Source organism: Clostridium swellfunianum (assembly GCF_023656515.1).
Taxonomy (GTDB): domain Bacteria; phylum Bacillota; class Clostridia; order Clostridiales; family Clostridiaceae; genus Clostridium_AT; species Clostridium_AT swellfunianum.
This window is the reverse complement of record NZ_JAMOFV010000006.1, coordinates 1,687,506-1,708,938: the sequence shown is the minus strand read 5'-3', so window position 1 is coordinate 1,708,938 and position 21,433 is coordinate 1,687,506. Positions and strand designations below refer to the sequence as shown.

Sequence of the window (21,433 nt, the reverse complement as noted above, 5' to 3'; positions counted from 1 at the left end):
ATCAAATTTCTTTTAATTTCTTGATTTCTTCATCGCTCTTTCGTTGAATCATACATATATAACAAATTTCAAAAACTACAAATACAATTATAGCAACTGATACTGCTAAAATTATGGTGCTAATTTCTAAATTTGAAGCCTTAGGTATAACAAGAAAGGCTCCTAGCATGGACCACATACCAAACACTGAACTTATTAAGGCTGCCGAAATAACTAAGCCGAAATACCACCAGATTTGAACCCGCGCTGAAGAGCATATAGCTTCAACACTTGCCCCCAGCATAGCCACTGTGGAATATCTGTGTCTTGTGCTTCTTTGCTGCATAAGAAATTTTAAACCTAAAACTGTATTTGCTATAATTAGAAACATAATGCCCAAATAAAAGGTTGTATAGCTTCCTGCCACAATATAAAACAGCTGTCTGCCCATGCTTGAAAGATAGCTTTCATAATCTAAGCCTGATGTACTCAGCAGGTTATCTACCTCATATACAGACTGCATAAGACCTTTTTCCTTAACAAAATCCGAGTCTAAAACCATATTCCACAAAGATGAATCCATAGAACTTCCAGAGAAGGCATTATATATATCGTCCTTAACAATCAAAGCGTATGAAAGAGTGATAGCTCTATCTGCTACAATGCTGCTGGTATATAGTGCAGGTATTAATTTATATTGCTTTTTCCCAATACTAACTGCTGGATTAGCTTTTAAAGCCTCTCTAACTATATCATGAGAATGTGAAAATTCCTCGCTAGAATACATTGCAACTTCATGCTCTCCCAATTCAATAGGAGCCTTGTTATTAGATTTTAGCAATGCATTGTAGCTGGAGAGCGAAATTAAATAAGGCCTGGAAGGAGGAGCCAAATAGCTTAATATATTATCTTTTTCCTGCGAGTTTTTTCCTTTAGAAATCTCTTCTGTAAACTCAGACCAGGAAAACACACTTGCTGTATCTTCTGACTTCTCTGCCTCAGAAGGACGAAAGTGTCCAAGTTTCATAGCATAATAGTCTTTTACATAAGGCTTTAATTTATCAGAATTAAGAACTGAAGCAATTTCTTTTTCCGATGCAGTAAAAGTAAAATCTACTGTTCTTTTGGAGGCTGCACCTCTATTTAATGTTGTGGAAATTCCAAAAGCAAAGCAAACCATTGCCATAAGAATTAACAGTGACGATATAGCAAGGGAACTCCATTGATTTAGAACATTTTCTTGAAGCTGCCTTCCCGTAAAAATAAATAGGCCTGAAGAAGAACTGCTTTTACGTTTTATCCAAGCTCCAATTAAGCTTCCAAGCCCGCGAAAAAGCGTAAAGGTTCCACAAATCCCAAGGACCAATATTAATAAAAACATCCTATAATCAAGGCTGCGCAAATATAAAACCGCCAATACATAAGCTGCGCAAAGCAAAGCTAACCCAATCAATAAACTAATGCTTACCCATACAGCAGGAAGAATTCTCTGTCTTTTTTCCTTTTGCTCCTTCAGCAAGTCTACTGGTTCTTTCCTGCTAAGCTTTAAGCTTAGAATAAACACAGCTAATAATTGAACCATAATGAAGCCGAATACCGTCATTCCAAGCCCAAGCCAGGAGATACGAAACCTGTGTCCGATAATGCCCATTCCAATAATTCTTGAGGTTGCCAAGCTAATTAATTCCGTTAGAAATAAAGAAGCCGGCAAACCAATCAACAAAGCTACTAAGCCATTCCACAAGGTTTCTCCCATAATCATTGCAAAAAGCTTGGTATTTTTCATACCCATCATCAAGTACATGCCAAATTCATGGCTGCGGCATTGCAATTGATATCTGTTAGCAAAATAAACTAGAAAAAACACAAAGAATAGTGAAAGGGCGTAAAGCATTGGAATCATTAGCAAAAGCTTTCCTACTGCGTCACTTTCAATGGTTTTTAAATACACCATAACATCCTGCTCTCCAAGGGAAAGAATCACATAAAAAGCAACAATAGAAATAATCAGCGAGGCAAAATACACCCCGTTTTCTTTTCTAGTCTTACGGCTGTTTGTCTTAATAAAATTAAAGAACATTGCTGCTTCCTCCTCCCAGCTGCGCCATAACAGTTAATATGCGCTCATAAAAGGAGTTCTGAGTTTCACCGGGCATTTTTCTTCTAAGCTCATGAAAAATCACACCATCTTGAATAAATAGAATTCTTGAGCAAAAGCTTGCTGCATTGGCATCATGAGTAACCATCAAAATGGTGGCTGCCTCTGTCTGATTTATAGAGGACAGCTTTTCCATCAGTATTTTTGCATTTTTGGTGTCTAAAGCGCCAGTTGGCTCATCTGCAAGCACAATGCTTGGGTTTGAAATCAATGCTCTTGCTGCAGCAACCCTTTGCTTCTGTCCTCCTGACATTTGAGAAGGAAATTTATTCAACACCTCTTCAATATCAAACTGTTTCGAAAGCTTCTGAAGCTGCAACTCTTGTTTATTAGGATTCTCTCCATGGATAGACAAAGGCAAAATAATATTTTCTCTGGCAGTTAAATTATCTAAAAGCTCAAATTCTTGAAACAAGTAGCCAATTTTACTACCTCTATATTTTGCTAGACGACTTCCATTAAAGGAAGAAATATTTTGACCATTAAGCAGTATTTGTCCAGATGTAGGCTTAAGCATAGTTGCTATACAGTTAAGCAAGGTAGTCTTGCCTGACCCGCTAGCACCCATTATTCCTAGAAACTCACCAGAAAGAACATCAAAGGTAATCCCCTTTAATGCGGCTGTTTCACTTTGCCCTTGTCCATATATTTTGCGTACTTCCTGAACTTGAAGCAGCTTTTCTGAAATTTTCATATTATATCCTCCTCAACTTTTATCACTTAGTTTTCCTTTATTAATACCATACAATAAGAAATTGCCAATTAACACTTACAGTTGTTGTAAGGTTTGTGATGAGAGGAGTAGCTCCTTTATTTAATTCTTGATAATTATTATACCTCATAACCCCTTATATCAGTTAATTTTCTTCTCTTTTAGTAGAAATTATATTTCAAGACTATATGCCGCCGCCAATACTTAGTAACTTATTTGAAAATTCTTTCATATACTAGTATTACATCAATTTTGTTTTGAGGTAAAATATGAAGGTTGTTATTATAGGCGGTGGCTGGGCCGGCTGCGCTGCTGCTATCACAGCTAAAAAAGCCGGTGCTGAAGTTTCCATATATGAAAAAAGCGACTTGCTTCTTGGAGTTGGCAACGTAGGCGGAATAATGAGAAATAACGGAAGATATACCGCTGCAGAAGAGCTGATAAATTTAGGTGCAGGAGATTTAATACAAATTACAGACAGCAATGCCAGACATAAAAACGTGGACTTTCCTGAACATAAGCATGCTACACTGTGTGATGTAAACAGACTTGAACCAGAGGTTCGAAGACATCTGTTAAATTTAGGAATAGAAATTAACCTGACAACTAGAGTGTCTAATGTAGAGATGGAAGACAAAAAAATAAAAGCCTTAAGGCTCTCAGACAATACTAAGGTTGAAGGAGATATGTTCATCGATTGTACTGGCTCAACAGGTGCTATGGATAATTGCGCTAAATACGGCAACGGCTGCGTTATGTGTGTTCTTAGATGTCCTACCTTTGGTCCTAGGGTTAGCATAAGTGCAAAGGCTGGTGTTCAAGATATTGTTGGTCAGAGAGCCAACGGTACCCCTGGCGCTTTTAGCGGCTCCTGCGAGGTTTCCAGAGATAGCATTTCAGAAGAACTGCTAAAGGTATTAGATGAAAAAGGTGTAGCAGTATTGAAAGTGCCAAAGGAAGATATAAATCCGGAGAAGCTAAAACTAAAGGTTTGTCAGCAGTATGCTCTTGATGAATTTGCTGAAAACCTTGTACTGCTTGATACGGGACACATTAAGGTTATGTCACCCTTCTACCCTCTTGAAAAGCTTAGAAAACTTCCTGGCCTTGAAGATGTAAGATTTATGGACCCTTATTCCGGCGGTGTAGGCAACTCCATAAGGTATTTAGCTGCTGCTCCAAGAAACAACGCCTTAAAGGTTGTAGGAGTTGAAAATCTCTTCTGTGCTGGAGAAAAATCCGGTTTCTTTGTAGGTCATACTGAGGCTATGTGTACTGGTTCCTTGGCTGGACATAATGCTGTTAGATACTTTTTAAATCTGCCTCTGCTTGTACTTCCAAATGAAACTGCAATAGGAGATATAATCTACTATTCAAACTACAGACTTACAACCTCTGAAGGCAGAAAAGTAAGGCACACCTTCTCAGGTGCAGAGTATTTTGAAAGAATGAAAAAGCTTGGTTTATACAGCACGGACAATGAAGAAATCAAGAATAGAATCGAAGACTTAGGTCTAACTAATGTTTTTAATAAAAAGTTCATACAATAAAACAAAGTGGAGAGAAATCTCCACTTTAATTATATATTACTATTTCATTTTCTACTTGATAATACTTGCAAATTTATTGTCCATCAAGTCTTCACTAGCGCAGCTTACTGCACAATTGTAGAAGTAGTTTATTATATCGCTTCTCTTAATAATCCCTATAAATATGCCTTCGTCGTCTGTTACAGGCACAAAATTTTGATTGATTGCTAAATTCAACAGACTTTCCATATCCGCATTTATCGAAACTGGTTTATTGTTTGTTCTTCTTTCAATATTTGATACCTTTACGCTGCTGGTATCCTTAATGTTTAGTTCGGGGGTATTCTTAAGCTTCCAAAGCAAGTCACCTTCAGTTATTGTTCCTACATACCTTCCCTTATCATCGATAATTGGAACTGCGGTATACCTATGATACTCCATTCTTTCAAGAACCTGCCTCATTGAGGAGTTTATATTCTCATAGACAACCTCACTTTTAGGTGTAAGAAAAAATGCTATATTCATATCGTATCTTTCTCCTATACCTTTTTTGTTTCAATATTTTTTACATCTCTATTTTAACACATTTCTTTAGAGTTTTGTCCAAAAAGTTTTAAAATTAACAAATACTTTTCACAAAATTTAAGAGCAGTTCATTAGAGAAACTGCTCTCAAAATATTAATTAATGCATTCCTTTTTCAAAGTTTTCTTCGCACTTGCCTGTATCTCCAGGTGTTCCTTCAAAGGCATTTATATACATCTGTTTTATTTCGCAGATTAAAGGATATCTTGGATTTGCTCCAGTACATTGATCATCAAAGGCTGACTCTGCCATCTCATCTAAAGTACCATAGAATTTCTGCTCGGAAACTCCTGCATCCTTTATTGTCTTTGGTATATGAATCTTAGCCTTTAATTCGTCAATAGCCCTAATAAGGTTTTCTATCTTTTCCTCTTCATTAGAGCCGCCTAGTCTTAAATAGTCAGCTATTTGAGCATATCTCCACTTTGCATTTGGATATTTGTATTGTGGGAAAGCTGTTTGCTTTCTTGGGTTGTCTGAGGCATTAAAGCGTATAACTTCGTTTATTAACATTCCATTTGCTATCCCATGGGGTACGTGATGCATTGCACCTAGTTTGTGAGCCATTGAGTGACAAACTCCCAGGAAGGCATTTGCAAAGGCCATACCTGCTATGGTTGAAGCATGTGCCATTTTTTCTCTTGCCTTTACATTTTCAGTTCCTTCATTATAAGCCTGAGGAAGATATTTAAATATTAATCTCATAGCTTCTAGTGCTAATCCGTTGGTATATTCAGACGCCAATACAGAAACATAAGCCTCTATGGCATGAGTTAAAGCATCTATTCCTGAGGCTGCTGTCAGGCTCCTAGGCATTCTCATCATAAGCTCTGCGTCTATTATTGCCATGTCTGGTGTTAGTTCATAGTCTGCTAATGGATACTTGACTCCAGTTTTCTCATCGGTTATTACAGCAAAAGGAGTAACTTCTGAACCAGTTCCTGCTGAGGTTGGTATAGATACCATCATGGCTTTTTCACCCATCTTAGGGAAGGTATATACTCTCTTTCTTATATCCATAAACCTCATTGCCAAATCCTCAAAGCGTACTTCTGGATGCTCGTATAATACCCACATGATTTTTGCGGCATCCATTGGAGAGCCACCGCCTACAGCAACTATTACATCAGGTTTGAAGGTAGCCATTTCGTGAGCGCCCTTTCTTGCTGTAGCTAGTGTTGGATCAGGTTCTACATCAAAGAATATCTTGAATTCAATTCCTATATCCTCAAGCACGTCTGTAACAAGATCAACAAAACCTAAATCAAACAATACCTTGTCTGTTACAATGAAAGCTCTTTTTTTATGCATTTCCTTAAGCTCTCTTAAAGCTATGGGAAGGCATCCAAATTTAAAGTAAATCTTTTCAGGCACTCTAAACCAAAGCATATTTTCTCTCCTCTCAGCCACGCTCTTTATGTTCAGAAGATGTTTAACTCCTACATTTTCCGAAACAGAGTTTCCGCCCCAGGAACCGCAGCCAAGTGTTAGAGAAGGTGCAAGCTTAAAGTTGTATATATCTCCAATAGCCCCTTGTGAAGCAGGCATATTTACGATAGTTCTTCCAGTTTTCATAACAGCTCCAAATCTTTCAATTCTATCTCTTGATTTCAATTGGTCTGTATATAAAACTGAAGTGTGCCCAAAGCCTCCAAGTTCTATAAGCTTAACCGCTATAATCATAGCGTCATCAAAGTTTTTCGCTCTATACATTCCAAGCACAGGAGAAAGCTTTTCATGGGCGAAGGCTTCCTTCAAATCAACTGAATCCACCTCTCCTATAAGTACCTTTGCCGTTTCAGGAACTTCTACTCCAGCCATCCTTGCAATTCTATATGCAGTCTGACCTACTATTTCAGCATTTAAGGAGCCGTTTTCCTTTAATATCACCTTTCTAACCTTGTCAATCTCATCATCCTTTAGTATGTAGGCTCCCCTTTCCTTAAACTCTTCTCTTACCTTTTCGTAAACCTCATCCATAACAATTACAGATTGTTCTGAAGCACAAATAACTCCGTTGTCAAAGGTTTTGGAAAGAAGTATAGAGCTGACTGCCATCTTAAGGTGAGCAGTTTCATCAATAATAGCAGGAGTATTTCCTGCACCTACGCCTATAGCTGGCTTTCCTGAGGAATAGGCTGCTCTAACCAAGCCTGGTCCGCCTGTGGCAAGGATAATGTCGCTTTCCTGCATCAATACATGTGTCATATCAAGAGAAGGTTCATCAATCCAGCTTATAATTCCCTCTGGAGCTCCTGCTTTAACTGCCGCCTCCAGGATAACCTTAGCTGCTGCTATTGTTGATTTTTTAGCTCTTGGATGGGGAGAAAAAATTACAGCGTTTCTTGTTTTAAGAGCTATAAGTGATTTAAAGATAGCTGTGGAAGTTGGATTTGTAGTTGGAATTACTGCTGCTACAACTCCTATTGGTTCAGCAACCTTTTCTATTCCAAAGGATTCATCCCTGCTTATAACTCCACAGGTCTTTTCATCCTTATATTGATTGTATATATACTCGGCAGCAAAATGGTTTTTAATAACTTTATCCTCAACGATACCCATTCCTGTTTCATCCACTGCCATTTTAGCAAGCTCAATTCTAGCATTGTTAGCAGCCATTGCTGCCTGTCTGAATATCTCATCCACCTGCTCCTGACCGTAGGTAGAGTATTTCTTTTGAGCTTCCCGAACTTCCTTAATCCTTAGTATTAATTCATCTACATTTGTAACTGCCATACTTTGCACCTCTCTATTAAAAATTATCCACAGATATATTATGTGTAATAAAATTTTTTTTAAATATTATTAGAATCTAAAATTTACACTTGCATATTTATTACTTTTGTTGCATAATTATTCTATTGAGAGCTAATAATAATACATTTAGTACTTTAAGGAGGTAATTATGAAAGAAAAGATTAAATCAGAAGTTAAAAATCTAATGAAGGAGCTTGAAGATATAAGTAAATATCTTTACGATAACCCGGAGCTTGGTCATAAGGAAGTTAAAGCTGCCGCCCTTCTTGAGAATTTTCTTGAGGATAAAGGTTTTACTATTGAGCATGGAATCTGTGGGTTGCCTACTGCCTTTAAAGCTGTCTACTCAAGCCAAAAGCCAGGTCCAAAAATAGGCTTTCTTTGCGAGTATGACGCTCTCCCTGGCATAGGTCACGGCTGTGGCCACAATATGATTGCAGCCATGGGCGTTGGTGCTGCACTGGGATTAAAAAGTGTTTTAAATACAATCGGAGGAAGCATTATTGTGTTTGGAACACCTGCAGAAGAAACAGATGGAGGAAAAGTAACCCTAGCGGAAAATGGAGCTTTTGACGGCTTAAGCGCAGCAATGCTTGCTCACCCCTCTGCAGTTACAAAAGAAAGCGGCAGAACTTTGGCACTTAATGCTTACAGATTTGAGTTCTTTGGAAAAACAGCTCATGCTGCAGGCTGTCCTGAGAAAGGAATAAATGCGTTAGATGCTGTAATTTCAACCTTCAACAGCATAAATGCGCTAAGACAGCATATTACAAAGACCACTAGAATTCACGGGGTTATAAGCGATGGCGGCAAAGCGCCTAATGTTATTCCAGACTACGCGGCTGCTAATTTTTACGTTAGAGCAGCGACGAAAAAAGAGCTTCAAGAAGTTTCTGCAAAGGTTATAAACTGTGCAAAAGCAGCCGCTCTATCAACAGGAGCTGAATTTAAGCTGTCAACCTTTGAGCTGTCTAATGATGATTTAAAAACCAATGAGGCACTGTCAGCGGCCTTTAGCAGAAATTTAATGCTTTTAGGAGAAACAGAAATTGAAAAAGCAGATGCACCAAGCGGTTCTTCTGACATGGGAAATGTAAGCTACAAGGTTCCTTCAATTCATCCTATGATAGGCATGGGGAAAAAGGACTTGGTTGGACACACAGTAGGCTTTGCTGATTGGACCCAATCTGAGCAGGGTAAAGAAGCGCTTTATAAGGGTGCCTGTGCATTAGCTCTTACAGGCTATGATGTAATAGCTTCTCAAGAGCTTCTTAAGCAAATTCAAGATGAATTTTACAATAATTAATTCTAAATTCATGCATACTTATACATATTTATTAATAATATTAGGGGGTTAAAAAATGTTAAATATAAAAAAAATTGTAGTTTTTATTATCTTTGCTTTAATACTTATTCTACCTGGCTGTTCCAAAAAATCTGACATAACAATGCAAGTTAAGGCTCAGCCTGAAAAGCAGCAAACTGAGGTTGATAAAATAAAACAGTCAGGAAAAATAGTTCTAGGAACAAGTGCCGATTGGCCACCTTCCGAATTTCATAAGGAAATTGACGGGAAAGATACTATTGTAGGTTCCGATATATCAATTGCACAAGAAATTGCTAAAGACCTTGGTGTACAGCTGGAAATTAAGGATATGCGTTTTGATGGGCTTCTTGCAGCTCTTCAAGCTGGAACTGTAGATTTTGTTTTGTCTGGAATGGCACCTACTGAGGAAAGAAAGCAAAGCGTAGATTTCTCCGATATTTATCATAAGGGCGACCAAGGAATTATAATTAAGACTGCTGATAAAAATCAAATAAAAAACCTTGCAGATCTTAAAGGCAAAAAAATTGGAGTTCAAAAAGGTTCAATGCAGGTTAAAATTGCAAAAACTCAAATAGAAAATCCTGATTTAAAGGAATTAGGAAAGGTTTCTGATTTAGTACTTGCATTAAAAACAGGCAAGGTTGATGCTGTGCTTTGCGGTGTTGAAGTAGCAAAGGCCTATGCTAAAAACAATGATGATATAAGCTTAATGGATGTAAAGCTTAAGGCCGAAGCTGAAGGCGCTGCAGTTGCTTTTAAAAAGGGAAACCCTAACTTAATTGCCGAAATCAATAAAACTATAAAGAGATTAACAGAAACAAATACAATTGAAGAGTTTATAGCTGAAGCTCAGAAATTGGCTGAGTAGCTATAAAAATATCTTCCTGCTTTAAACAGGAAGATATTTTTATGCTCCAAAGAAATTAAAACTATTATAAAAATTCAACGATCTTTTAGCGACGATTCTCACGGCTTTATAATCTTCAGAAGTGCAAACAATTAAAGCAACAAAAGTACCTACTACAGGTATCATCTTAGAAACCAAGTTCTTTACTGATCTTCTAACTATGGCTGCCCCTAAATTTTTTAGCAGTCCATATAAAAATTTCTGTGATTCATCTCTTAGAAGCTTTTCCTCAATAACTCTCATTCTCTTATCTTTAAGCTCTTCTTCCTTAAATCCAAAAATAATTTTAAGCGCTCTATAAACTTCAAGATTATTTGCCTTATCTATTGGTCTTCCATAGAGAACTGATAAATCATATAGTAAACATATTTGAAAATAAGCCAAGCAAGTTAATTCCTCAAAAGTAGCATAAGGTGCAGTAAATATTCCTAGTATTCCCCCTGCCGAACCAAGTACAGCCCCAACTGAAATTCCATAATTACAGTAATGGGCAATTAGCTTTCTGGCTATTAAATCTTTGTCTTTAGTTTCATAAGCAGCTTCAAGTGATTCTAATGTTATGCTTTTGCCTCTATTATCTAGAACCTTCTTATAAACATTAGCAAACCATGTACCACTTTTTCTATCATGTCTTGATAATCCATTTATAAGTTCATCCTTTAATTTTTGAATATCCTGCTTAATGTTTGGATTAGCTTTCTTAATTGCTGAAAAAACCTGCACAGCTTCAATTTTTGTTAATACTTCATCTTTGCTTAGTTTACCGCTTCTTTCCATAGCCCCTCCAAAATTAACTTAAAAATCCATATGTACACTATAATTATCGTTATCTTTATGGAAAACTAAAGTAAAAAATGATAATTTTAAAAGACTGCAAGCATAAAGCCTGCAGCCTTTTAAAATTACTCTTCTATATTTCCTTCAAAAGCATTTATATACATTTGCTTAATTTCACTTATCAATGGGTATCTTGGGTTAGCTCCTGTACATTGATCATCAAAAGCCTGCTCAGACATATCATCTAAAGTAGCATAGAACTTTCTTTCTGAAACCCCTGCTTCCTTTATTGTCTTAGGCATTCCAACTGCTGCCTTTAATTCACCAATAGCCTTGATTAGAAGTTCAACCTTTTCTTCTTCAGTGTTTCCACCAAGATTTAGGTAATCAGCAATCTTAGCATATCTAGTCTTTGCAACTGGATATTTGTATTGTGGGAAAGCAGCTTGCTTTCTTGGGTTGTCAACAGCATTAAATCTTATTACTTCATCTATCATAAGAGAATTAGCAACTCCGTGTGGTATGTGGTGTGCCGCCCCTAGCTTATGAGCCATTGAGTGACATACTCCAAGGAAGGCATTAGCAAAGGCCATCCCAGCCATTGTTGAAGCATGAGCCATTTTTTCTCTTGCCTTTATATTTGTAGTTCCTTCGTTGTAGGCACCTGGCAAGTATTTAAATATTAATCTTATAGCTTCTAAAGCCATTCCATTTGTATATTCTGAAGCAAGTACTGAAACATAAGCTTCTAAAGCGTGTGTTAAAGCATCTATACCTGAAGCTGCTGTTAAGCCTCTTGGCATCTTCATCATAAGCTCAGCATCTACTATTGCCATATCTGGAGTTAGCTCGTAGTCAGCAAGTGGATATTTAACTCCTGTCTTCTCATCAGTTATAACTGCAAATGGAGTTACTTCTGAGCCAGTTCCTGCTGAAGTTGGGATAGCAACCATCATTGCCTTCTCTCCCATAGTTGGGAACTTGTAAACTCTCTTTCTTATATCCATAAATCTCATAGCTAAATCTTCAAATCTTACTTCTGGATGCTCATAAAGAACCCACATAATCTTTGCAGCGTCCATTGGTGAACCTCCACCAACAGCAATTATTGTATCTGGTTCAAAGCTCTTCATTTCAGCGGCACCTTTTCTAGCTGTAGCTAGTGTTGGGTCTGGTGCAACATCATAGAATACTTTATAGTCTATTCCTGATTCCTCTAAAACTTTGATAACTACATCAACAAAGCCTAAATCATATAATACCTTATCTGTTACGATGAATGCCTTTTTCTTTCCTAGGTCTTGTAATTCTCTTAAAGCAACTGGCAAGCTGCCATATTTGAAGTAAACTTTTTCTGGAACTCTAAACCAAAGCATGTTCTCTCTCCTCTCAGCTACGTTCTTAATGTTTAGAAGATGCTTAACTCCTACATTCTCTGATACGGAGTTTCCGCCCCAAGAACCGCAGCCAAGTGTTAGTGATGGCGCTAATCTAAAGTTGTATATATCTCCAATAGCACCTTGAGCAGATGGCATATTTATTATTGTTCTACCAGTTTTCATAGTAGCACCGAACTTTTCTACTCTATCCTTGCACTTAACTTGATCAGTATATAAAACTGAAGTATGTCCAAATCCACCAAGTTCAACTAGTCTAGCAGCCTTTTGAAGTGCTTCCTCAAAGCTCTTTACTCTATACATTCCAAGTACTGGTGATAATTTTTCGTGTGAGAAAGCTTCGTCTAATTCTACAGATTCAACCTCACCTATTAATACCTTGGCATACTCTGGCACTATAATTCCTGCCATTTGAGCTATTTTGAAAGCAGATTGTCCAACGATATCAGCATTCAATGCTCCATTTTCCTTTAATATAGTCTTTCTTACCTTATCTAATTCATCGCCCTTTAAAAAGTATGCTCCTCTTTCGATAAATTCATTTCTTACTTCTTCATATACTTCATCCATAACAACAACTGTTTGCTCAGATGCACATATAACTCCGTTGTCGAAGGTCTTTGAAAGAAGTATTGAGCTTACTGCCATTTTTAAGTGAGCTGTTTCATCTATTATAGCAGGTGTATTTCCTGCACCAACACCGATTGCTGGCTTTCCTGATGAGTAAGCTGCCTTAACCATTCCTGGACCACCTGTAGCAAGAATTATGTCTGCATGAGCCATAACTACTTGAGAAAGCTCCACTGTTGGTTCATCTATCCAACCTACTATACCTTCTGGTGCTCCAGCGTTAACAGCTGCTTCTAAAACTATCCTTGCAGCCTCTATTGTAGACTTCTTTGCTCTTGGGTGTGGGGAGAAGATAATACCATTTCTTGTCTTTAAAGCTATTAAAGCTTTGAATATAGCTGTTGAAGTTGGGTTTGTTGTTGGTACTACAGCAGCGATAACCCCTATTGGTTCAGCTACCTTTGCTATACCAAAAGCTTCATCAGTTTCGATAACTCCACAGGTCTTTTCGTCCTTATACTGATTATATATATATTCAGAAGCAAAGTGATTCTTAATAACCTTGTCTTCAACTATTCCCATTCCTGTTTCTTCAACGGCCATCTTAGCAAGCTTTATTCTTGCGTTATTTGCAGCCATAGCAGCTTGTCTAAAAATTTCATCAACTTGTTCTTGTGAATATGTGGCAAACTTTCTTTGAGCCTCTCTAATCTGCTCAATTCTTTGCATTAACTCTTCTACATTTGTCACTTTCATTTTACAGCCTCCTTTTATATTAACTCCTGTGTCAGCTTCCTTATGGAAAGTCTTGACCGCATTGGATAGTTAAATCTTTAACATGATTTTATTTTATACTATATCTATTAAAAAAGCAATAAAGTTTGTTAAAAAAAATACAATTTATTTTTTTTTTTTATCATTCGCTGTTTTGGTGCTAGAACAAGCCATGAACGCTAGAACTGTAAACGTTTGAAGCATCTATAGTAACTTTTTTCCTTATCTATTTTATTTATTTTAATTGCAAAATTTTCAATAAATTGTGATTATTTTAACCATCTTGCAATTAAGAACAGTTTAGGCTCCTTGGTGTAGTTATTTTTTTAACATAGTATACGTAAAAAGAACAGGCTTGACCTATTATTCAAACCTGTTCTTGTATTCATCTAATTGCCTTATAGTATCTAGTTCCTCATCTTCTTTCATGTATTGCTCAAAGAAGTTATTTTGTTCAATTGACTTTATTACATCCTGAAAGGCCTCCTGCAATTTATTCAGGTGTACATAAAAACACGCTCTATTATAATATAAAAAACCTTCCTCAGGATTATTTTCTATTCCTTGGCTAATAATCCTGACAGCTTCCTCAAATTTATTTTCTTCTCTATATATAACTGCTAAGTTTAAAAAACTAAAGGCATATTCCGCATTTTGATTTATTGACTTGTTATAGTATTCTATACTCTCAGCTTCTCTTCCAAGCTTATTTAATACTACGCCCATATTAAACAATGCTTTATAATGTGTCTGATTTAATAAAACAGCCTTTTTAGTATATTCTAAGGCAATCTCATTTTCCTCTAATTCTTCATAAATAACACCTAAATTAACATGGGCCCAAAAATCATTGGGAACTAATTTTATAACTTTTTTATAGTTTTCTATAGCCTTGGCTGTTTCTCCTAGTTCATCGTAGACATTTGCTAGAAAAAAATAAGCTCTATCGTAACCCTCATCCAGTTCTATAGCCTTTTTATAATACTTTACAGCTTCTTTGTATTCTTTCTTCTCATCGTAAAGTACGCCAATTCCATAGTAGGCTCTCGGCTCCTTTATGTCCAGCGATATTACTTCCATAAATTTTTCTTCTGCATCTTTAAATAGTTGAAGCTCTGAATAAAGCAGAGCTATGTCTAGTATTAATTCTATATCAGTCTTTCCAAATTCAGTATTGTACGCTTTGTCATAAAACCTTAGAGCCTTGTCATATTCTTTACCAGCTATAAAGCTGCGTGCTAAATTAATGTAGTTTTCAAACATATAACTATTGTTAGTCATATAAACACCTATTCTTATTGAATATTTAAATCCCGTAGTTTATTTGAAAATTTAAGTGCATCCTCTGGATTATCGTCAACAAGCTTATACAAACTTTCTCCTTCAGGGGCTGGATAATAATAGCTTAAATTATTATCGTCTGAAACATATTCAATTACACCTAGTACTGCAGGCTTCCATCCATTCTCTATTAAAGTTTCAAAAATATTTTCTTTAGTAAGAATCTCAACAGATTCTGGAGTAAAGCTTTTGTTCCATAGATTACTCCAACCTTCATCAAAATTAAATTCCGAAAGCTGCTCAAGACTAATCTTTTCCTCAGTATTAAGCTGCCCCCTCATCTCACTGACTCTTATTTTTCCAAAGCTTTTAATTATGTAGCTGTATTTATATTTGCCCTTAGTTCTAGTATAAAGCTTATCGAATTCCTCTACCTGCCAACCGCTTTTTACAAGCTGTGCATCGGTAAAGGCTGTAGTCATATTAACCTTAAAAAGAATTGCTTTCATCCAAATTCCACCTTCTCACCACAAACAATAAGCATATTATATCATAAAATTTAAAAAAGTATTAACCAATTTAAAGCATATATCATAAAATATAATGTAATCTTTATAAAAGGAGTATGAAATGTACAACGACGATTTCCGTGAATATGATTATTTGGACGAAATTGATAACCAAGATGAGTTCAATGAATTTGACGAAAACAATGAACTTGACGAGTTTATCGAACCTGATGAAATTAGAAATGAATTTGCTGATGAAGATGAGTTTGTAGAATTTATACCACCCTACAGTTGTCCTTATTATCGTCAGCTTTTCCCTGGAGGAGGCTTTACACCACCAAGACCTCCATTTGGACCTCCTGGCGGCGGACCTGGTCAACCCTTTGGCCCTCCTGGCGGACCACAAGGTGGACCTCCCTCTGGACCACCACCTAGCTTTACTCCTTCACAAGCACAAGCTAAAACATTGGGAGCTGGCCCTGGCGGAGTAAGCACTTATGCTGTTGACGCTGGCTCTTTAAGACCTTGCAGGTTTAGATTTGTTTATATATGGCTTAGAAATGGAAACTCCTTCTGGGCATGGCTAACCTTCGTTGGCAGACGTTCTGTATCTGGTTACAGATGGAACGGCAGACGCTGGGTTTACTTCGGAATTGATACTAGAAGAATAGTTGCTTTTGTTTGCTATTAAAAGAAAAAGTTTAATCCCGAACTAACTTTTAGTTCGGGATTTTAAAATTTCATTTGAATATAAATTTAGATAATTTCTTATATAAGTATTCTTTCGATTTCTATATTTCCTTAATTTCATAGAACACTAAGTATTTTTCACCTATAGGGCTATTGTTAACGTCTGTCTTATAGGCGTAACTCCATTCAAGCAGCAAGGTTTTTCCTTCTGTTATGTATCTTTTAAAAATTCTTCTTATCTTCCCTGCATATAAATACAGCTCATTTAGCTCATATTCTTTTAAAAACTTTTCATCTCCAAATATTTTTAGGTCATTCCCATCGTTTATAATTGTTACATTTTTTCTATTATGTGTAACAAGATTCCATAAATCTTTCTCAACAGCCTCAACAACAATATCTGAAGCATTTACTTGAAGAGTGCCGCTTTTCTCTGCTATAAAGTATGGATAATAAACAACCATTCCATTGTATCTATATTTGTTGAAAAAATCCTTAGCAGCTTCTAAAGCCTCTTCTGCTCTTTTTCCTACAACTCTTGGCAAGCTAAAGTCATTACCTTCATATACAGCCATTCTCACTGTCCAAAGATACTTATCGTCCAGCATGGTTGCTTCATCAAATTGTTTCCATGGCACAGCAGGAAGCCCGCTGTCTTTTAGCTCAAAAAACCCTAATAGTTTATTCAAAATTATTCACCACTCAGCAAAAATTAAATTATGTATAAAGTTGCTTAACAATTATATCATAAAAACTTACTACTTATGAGTATAAATTTTTATATGTAAAACAGCCGTACAGGTGAAACCTATACGGCTGTTAAGATTGCTAAAATTTAAGCAGCATTATTTTTTCTTTTTCTTCTGTCTATAAATATTAATGCTACACCAAGCATTACAATAATTGAACCAAGGTTAACCATAACACCCATGTCAATTTGTGATCCTGTTTGTGGAAGATCTGGTGATACAGCTTTTTCCATAACAAAATAATCACTGCAATGATTAGTCTTAAATGTGATGTATCCTTCTGAATCTACTGTAACTTCGCTTATTATTTCATAGGTATTCTTATCTGAATAATACCTATTTACATAAACAGCCTTATTAGCCCATTCCTTGCCTATAAATACTTTTACAGTAGCCTCTCCCGGAAGAGGTCCATCATAGTTAAATGAGAATGGAACTATTGTTACATCCTTTCCAACAACTGCTTTCATCTTTGCTATTTCTTTGTTCTTAAGTTCTTCTGAAACAGTTTTTAAGGATAAATCTATATCCTTTATAAGCTCTGGTTTAATGTCTAAGCCATTAAAGGTCCAACTAATTCCATCCTTTACAAATGTAACATTCTTATCTTGACCTTTTATAGCTTCGAATATTTCCTTAGCAGCAATAGAATTGCCAGTAATATCTACAACAATAGTTGATTGGTTGGATGCAGCTTTTACTGCTTCAACAACTTTTTCAGTTTCATTAGCTATTGCTCCATTATCAGCAGGAGGTGCTGAAGCAATTAAGTAGTCAATTGGAGTAACAGATAATACTTTTCCTTCTGCCTTCAAGTTTCTTAAAGCTTCAACTAGAGCTTCTCTAATTGGAACACCTGTATCCAATTGGTTCCTGCCTGCGCTAAAGTTATATCCATCGCCACCAGTAGCCATAAAATCATTTGTAACTACTGTGTAGTAGGCATCCATATCCATCTTTGTTCCGTCCATTAGGTACATAGCTGATATTCTGTCGCCTTGAGCTTTGTTTATATCATAGTAAACCTTCATACCGCTGAATTGTACCCAGCCTATGCTAGCATTAGCTATTCCATTTTCGATGTTTTTCTTTATATCAGAACCTTTAAGCTCCATCTTGAATAACGTATTGTCGAAAGGCATAACTTCATACATTTTGCCCATTGTTATATCGCCTTTAGCTATGGAAGTTCTCAATCCGCCACCATTTTGTATAGCAATTTGAGTACCAGCTTTAGCCCTCATAACATCTGAAGCCCATTGACCTAGTATTGATACGCCTGCAGCATTTTTATCATGACTTAAATCCTTATCTGTAGTTCCAAGAACTTCATTAAGAATAGGAGCAAGTTCAGTATTATACTTGTCCACTATAGCCTTAACTGAAGCATCAACAGGGAGTTCCTTAACTCTTGTGTATAAATCATCAACAGCAGGAGTAATTTTTACTATTTTGCCATTTTCGTCTTTATATATGCTTAATTTTGCTAAAGATCTTCCATTATAATATCCCTGAACAACTGGAATATTATTAACTACTCCAGCTACACTCTGGTGTGTATGAGCAGATATAACTGCATCTACACCCTTAACAGCTTTAGCAAAATCTGCTGCCTCACCTGTAATTACTTTAGCTTTATCTTGAAGAGCACCAAGGTGGGTTAATGCTATAACAACATCAACTTTCTCAGTTTCCTTCAAATACTTAGCCCACTCATTTCCAGCTGTTACTGGATCTCTAAATTCTATATTCTTAACATTTTCAGGCTTTGTTTTAAATGCAGTTTCAGGAGTAGCCAAACCTATCAAACCTATTTTAACTCCATCTTTTACAACAACCTTGTAAGGTTTAGCCCATGTAACTGGATTTCCTGTAGTTTTGCTATAGATATTTGATGCTAAGAAATCAAAATTTCCATCCTTAGTCCATTCTGAAATCCAATCCAGGCCCCAGTCAAATTCATGATTTCCTATTGCAGAAGCCTCAATACCTATAGTCTTTAACACTTCTGAAACTGGCTTACCATATTTTAAGTTAGACATTGCACTTCCTTGATAAAGGTCTCCACCAGCAACAACTAATGTGTCAGGGTTTGCTGCTCTTACTGCATTAATTGAACCTGCAAGTTTTGCAGCACCAATATCCTTGCTGCTTGATGAAGCTTCCTTCAAAGTACCATGGAAATCGTTAAAGGATACAACATCTATTTTATTCGCTGCTAAAGCCATATCATAGGTAACAGGTGCTACATTTGGAGTTCTTCCATCACCTGAAGTAGGAAGCTTTATTTTTGAAGCATTAATAAGCTTAACAGCCATTTCTCGTTGCTTAGCGTCCCAATTATTACCAACAACCTTCCAGTTATTATTTACTTCTGGCTTTATAACACCATGTTTAACATTTGTAATGTAATCTCCAATAAGTTCTCTTACACCACCTATATCTCCTTTAACATCTTTTTCAAGAAGAACAGGTTTTGCTTCGCCCTTGAAGATACCTCCATCTGCAAGAAGCTGGCTATTAGCTCTATAGTTGTTTACTGCTAAAATGAATTTTTCATCATCTCTAACTAAACTACCATCTAGCCATTTTAGGTTTGTGATTCTGCTTCCTGGAGCTTTTGTTATGTCTACATCGTAAGTAACTCCATCAAACATATCATAATTGTAGCCTCTAATATTTTCATTAAATGATAAAGTCAAGTCACCAGCCTTGTATGTATTATAGTAGGAAGCTGACCATTCCATAAACTTTCTAAGCTGAGCACCAGTAACCTCTAATTTATAAAGTGTATTGTCATACTTGTATATATTAGATACACCAGCTTTAGTAACATCTCCTGCTTTAATATTTGCAGTTGTACTAAACGCAGCTGCTGCTGAAACCTTTGCTCCTGTATAGTGCATTTGAACCTCGTTTATAAGGTCAATCATTGGAGTATCTTGTATTTGAGCAGTAGGAATCCCTTTAACTTCTTCTGCTGGAACTAAATCTCCGCCTTCAAGCTTACCAATTACTGTTCTAGCATCAGCTATAGCAGTTTCATGATAATATTTTAGTTCTTCAGCTAAAGCCTCGTCTACAGGCACAGTTTTGTCTACATTTATCAAGCTAGACTTTACGTCTGTTTTCTTATCAACAACGGAATATTTTCCATCTGCTCCCTTTGTTACCTTGATATCAATTTTTGCTAAATTTGCTCCACCGTTTAAAGGTTCAGTTATAACTGTTCCGTCATCTGACCTATTTTCAGGTATCTTTGAGTGAGCATGTCCAGCAACAATGGCTGAAAATTCAGGAATAGCCTTAGCTATAACATCTGCTCCATCATCATTTTGATACTCTTCAGTTGGACCAACGTGCATAACTGCAACAAGTACATCAACTTGTCCCTTTATAGTGTTTACAACCTTTCTCGCTTCAGTGATTGGGCTTTCTGCTTTAAAGCCTTCAAGGTTTGCAGCATCCCATTTTGTTATGTTAGGATTAGTCATCCCAACTATACCAACTTTTACTCCACCTTTTTCGATGATTTTATACCCTGCTGCAAGTGGAGTTCCGTCTGGCTTATAAACGTTTCCTGCAAGCGCTTTACCTTTAAATTGTGCCATTATTTTTTCAAGTGTTGGAACACCATAGTTAAATTCATGATTTCCTAGTGTCCAAGTATCATATTTCATCTCATTCATCGCTAATATCATTGGATGAACTTTTGTGTCCAGGTCTTTAAGAAAAATTTGATTTGAATTGTCTTGAATGGTATCACCATTATCTACCAATATAGTGTTTGGATTTTGAGCCCTTTGTGCTTTAACAACAGTTGCAAGCTGTGCGAGACTACCATTTAGATTTTCAGAGTCTGTAGCATACACATAAGGCATAAACTTACCATGTAGGTCACTAGTTGCAAGTATTTGAAGATTAACTACATCTTCACCTGCTGCCAGTACCTTAAATGGAGATACATAAGAAAGGACCATAAACATCGTCAAAACCCAAGCCGTCCACTTTTTAAATTTAAAGGATTTGAACAAATTACCTCCCCCTTCTTTTAGACTGCTTGTACAATCTAAAAATGTATTTCTAGCTTAATCAATGACTATTTAACACAAATTAAATTTCATTAATTTACCAGTGCATGTTATATTATACAACTTATTAAAATTTATGTAAATAATGTGTTAATAGAAACAAATTAATAATATTCGTTATTTATCGCTTTCATTTTTTACTTTAAATAAATAGAATTTAACTTAATTTTATAAATACGAATAATAATTTTATATTTAAGTTATTAATTCTAATCTGTTAGAATTATCCTATAGTAAAATAATAATTAGTTTGCAGCAACTAATTATTATCTAGACTTTTGTAGAAAAATAGTAGAAAATAAATAATTTAATAAATATAAATTAAAAAGCCCTGTAAGGTTTAACCTTACAGGGCTGCAACATACAAAAGAATTATCTTCTAAATCCTCTATTGTTGTTTCTTTCAGCTTTTCTAGCTCTTCTACAATCTGGGCATCTTTGTGGTTCGTTCTCGAATCCCTTTTCTTTGTAGAAAGCTTGCTCGCCTTCAGTAAATACGAATTCTTTTTGACAATCTTTGCATACTAAATTCTTATCTGCCATTTCAACATTCCTCCTTTTATAGATTTTGGATTTAAAACAGGTAAACAATGATCTCCTATAAAAGAGGAACTGTTGTTACTATTTAAATCACTTACTGAA

15 protein-coding genes are annotated in these 21,433 nt (G+C 36.1%); 4 read left to right on the top strand and 11 right to left on the bottom strand.

Features of this window, described 5'->3' with window-relative positions; all coding sequences use genetic code 11:
• Position 1 precedes the first annotated feature (1 nt).
• Both NBE98_RS07735 and NBE98_RS07730 read right to left on the bottom strand, forming a co-directional pair.
• On the bottom strand, positions 2-2,059 hold the full coding sequence (locus NBE98_RS07735) for an ABC transporter permease (protein WP_250814374.1): 2,058 nt from the start codon (positions 2,057-2,059) through the stop codon (positions 2-4).
• Positions 2,049-2,825: an ABC transporter ATP-binding protein gene (locus tag NBE98_RS07730; protein ID WP_490016184.1), complete on the bottom strand. Its 777-nt coding sequence runs from the start codon at positions 2,823-2,825 to the stop codon at positions 2,049-2,051. Before NBE98_RS07730 ends, NBE98_RS07735 begins: the two co-directional genes overlap by 11 nt.
• Before the next feature lie 293 nt (positions 2,826-3,118).
• On the opposite strand from NBE98_RS07730, the gene NBE98_RS07725 reads away from it, so the two are divergent.
• Positions 3,119-4,399, top strand: a complete 1,281-nt coding sequence (locus NBE98_RS07725; protein ID WP_250814372.1) for an FAD-dependent oxidoreductase — start codon at positions 3,119-3,121, stop codon at positions 4,397-4,399.
• A gap of 51 nt (positions 4,400-4,450) precedes the next feature.
• Here the strand turns inward: NBE98_RS07725 and NBE98_RS07720 are convergent, their stop codons facing one another.
• Both NBE98_RS07720 and adhE (NBE98_RS07715) read right to left on the bottom strand, forming a co-directional pair.
• Positions 4,451-4,903 carry a CBS domain-containing protein gene (locus NBE98_RS07720; RefSeq protein WP_250814371.1) on the bottom strand — a complete coding sequence of 151 codons (453 nt, stop codon included), beginning with the start codon at positions 4,901-4,903 and terminating at the stop codon, positions 4,451-4,453.
• Positions 4,904-5,061: 158 nt separating this feature from the next.
• Positions 5,062-7,698 (bottom strand): bifunctional acetaldehyde-CoA/alcohol dehydrogenase, encoded by a 2,637-nt coding sequence (gene adhE, locus NBE98_RS07715; RefSeq protein WP_250814370.1) that lies wholly within the window; start codon positions 7,696-7,698, stop codon positions 5,062-5,064.
• A 169-nt stretch (positions 7,699-7,867) separates the two neighbouring features.
• Between adhE (NBE98_RS07715) and NBE98_RS07710 the strand changes: the two genes are divergently transcribed.
• Positions 7,868-9,025, top strand: a complete 1,158-nt coding sequence (locus tag NBE98_RS07710; protein ID WP_250814369.1) for a M20 family metallopeptidase — start codon at positions 7,868-7,870, stop codon at positions 9,023-9,025.
• Between the two features lie 55 nt (positions 9,026-9,080).
• Complete coding sequence (locus NBE98_RS07705; protein WP_250814368.1) at positions 9,081-9,914, top strand: transporter substrate-binding domain-containing protein; 834 nt, start codon at positions 9,081-9,083, stop codon at positions 9,912-9,914.
• 39 nt (positions 9,915-9,953) lie between these two features.
• Here NBE98_RS07705 and NBE98_RS07700 read toward each other — a convergent pair whose 3' ends face one another.
• The 4 genes from NBE98_RS07700 to NBE98_RS07685 all read right to left on the bottom strand — a co-directional run bounded on the left by NBE98_RS07700 (position 9,954) and on the right by NBE98_RS07685 (position 15,261).
• Positions 9,954-10,730, bottom strand: a complete 777-nt coding sequence (locus NBE98_RS07700; protein WP_250814367.1) for a hypothetical protein — start codon at positions 10,728-10,730, stop codon at positions 9,954-9,956.
• Between the two features lie 125 nt (positions 10,731-10,855).
• Complete coding sequence (gene adhE, locus NBE98_RS07695) at positions 10,856-13,453, bottom strand: bifunctional acetaldehyde-CoA/alcohol dehydrogenase (RefSeq protein ID WP_250814366.1); 2,598 nt, start codon at positions 13,451-13,453, stop codon at positions 10,856-10,858.
• Between the two features lie 381 nt (positions 13,454-13,834).
• Entirely contained in the window at positions 13,835-14,752 is a 918-nt protein-coding gene (locus tag NBE98_RS07690; RefSeq protein WP_250814365.1) for a tetratricopeptide repeat protein, read from the bottom strand.
• Positions 14,753-14,766: 14 nt separating this feature from the next.
• On the bottom strand, positions 14,767-15,261 hold the full coding sequence (locus NBE98_RS07685; RefSeq protein ID WP_250814364.1) for a hypothetical protein: 495 nt from the start codon (positions 15,259-15,261) through the stop codon (positions 14,767-14,769).
• 121 nt (positions 15,262-15,382) lie between these two features.
• Here NBE98_RS07685 and NBE98_RS07680 point away from each other — a divergent pair, with 121 nt between their 5' ends.
• Positions 15,383-15,952, top strand: coding sequence for a hypothetical protein (locus tag NBE98_RS07680; RefSeq protein ID WP_250814363.1), 570 nt, complete (start codon positions 15,383-15,385; stop codon positions 15,950-15,952).
• 100 nt (positions 15,953-16,052) lie between these two features.
• On the opposite strand, the gene NBE98_RS07675 is transcribed toward NBE98_RS07680, so the two are convergent.
• The 3 genes from NBE98_RS07675 to NBE98_RS07665 form a co-directional block, all read right to left on the bottom strand.
• Positions 16,053-16,640 (bottom strand): hypothetical protein, encoded by a 588-nt coding sequence (locus NBE98_RS07675; protein WP_250814362.1) that lies wholly within the window; start codon positions 16,638-16,640, stop codon positions 16,053-16,055.
• Between the two features lie 146 nt (positions 16,641-16,786).
• Entirely contained in the window at positions 16,787-20,734 is a 3,948-nt protein-coding gene (locus tag NBE98_RS07670; RefSeq protein WP_250814361.1) for a 5'-nucleotidase C-terminal domain-containing protein, read from the bottom strand.
• Positions 20,735-21,163: 429 nt separating this feature from the next.
• Positions 21,164-21,334, bottom strand: a complete 171-nt coding sequence (locus tag NBE98_RS07665; protein WP_250814360.1) for a zinc-ribbon domain-containing protein — start codon at positions 21,332-21,334, stop codon at positions 21,164-21,166.
• Positions 21,335-21,433 lie beyond the last annotated feature (99 nt).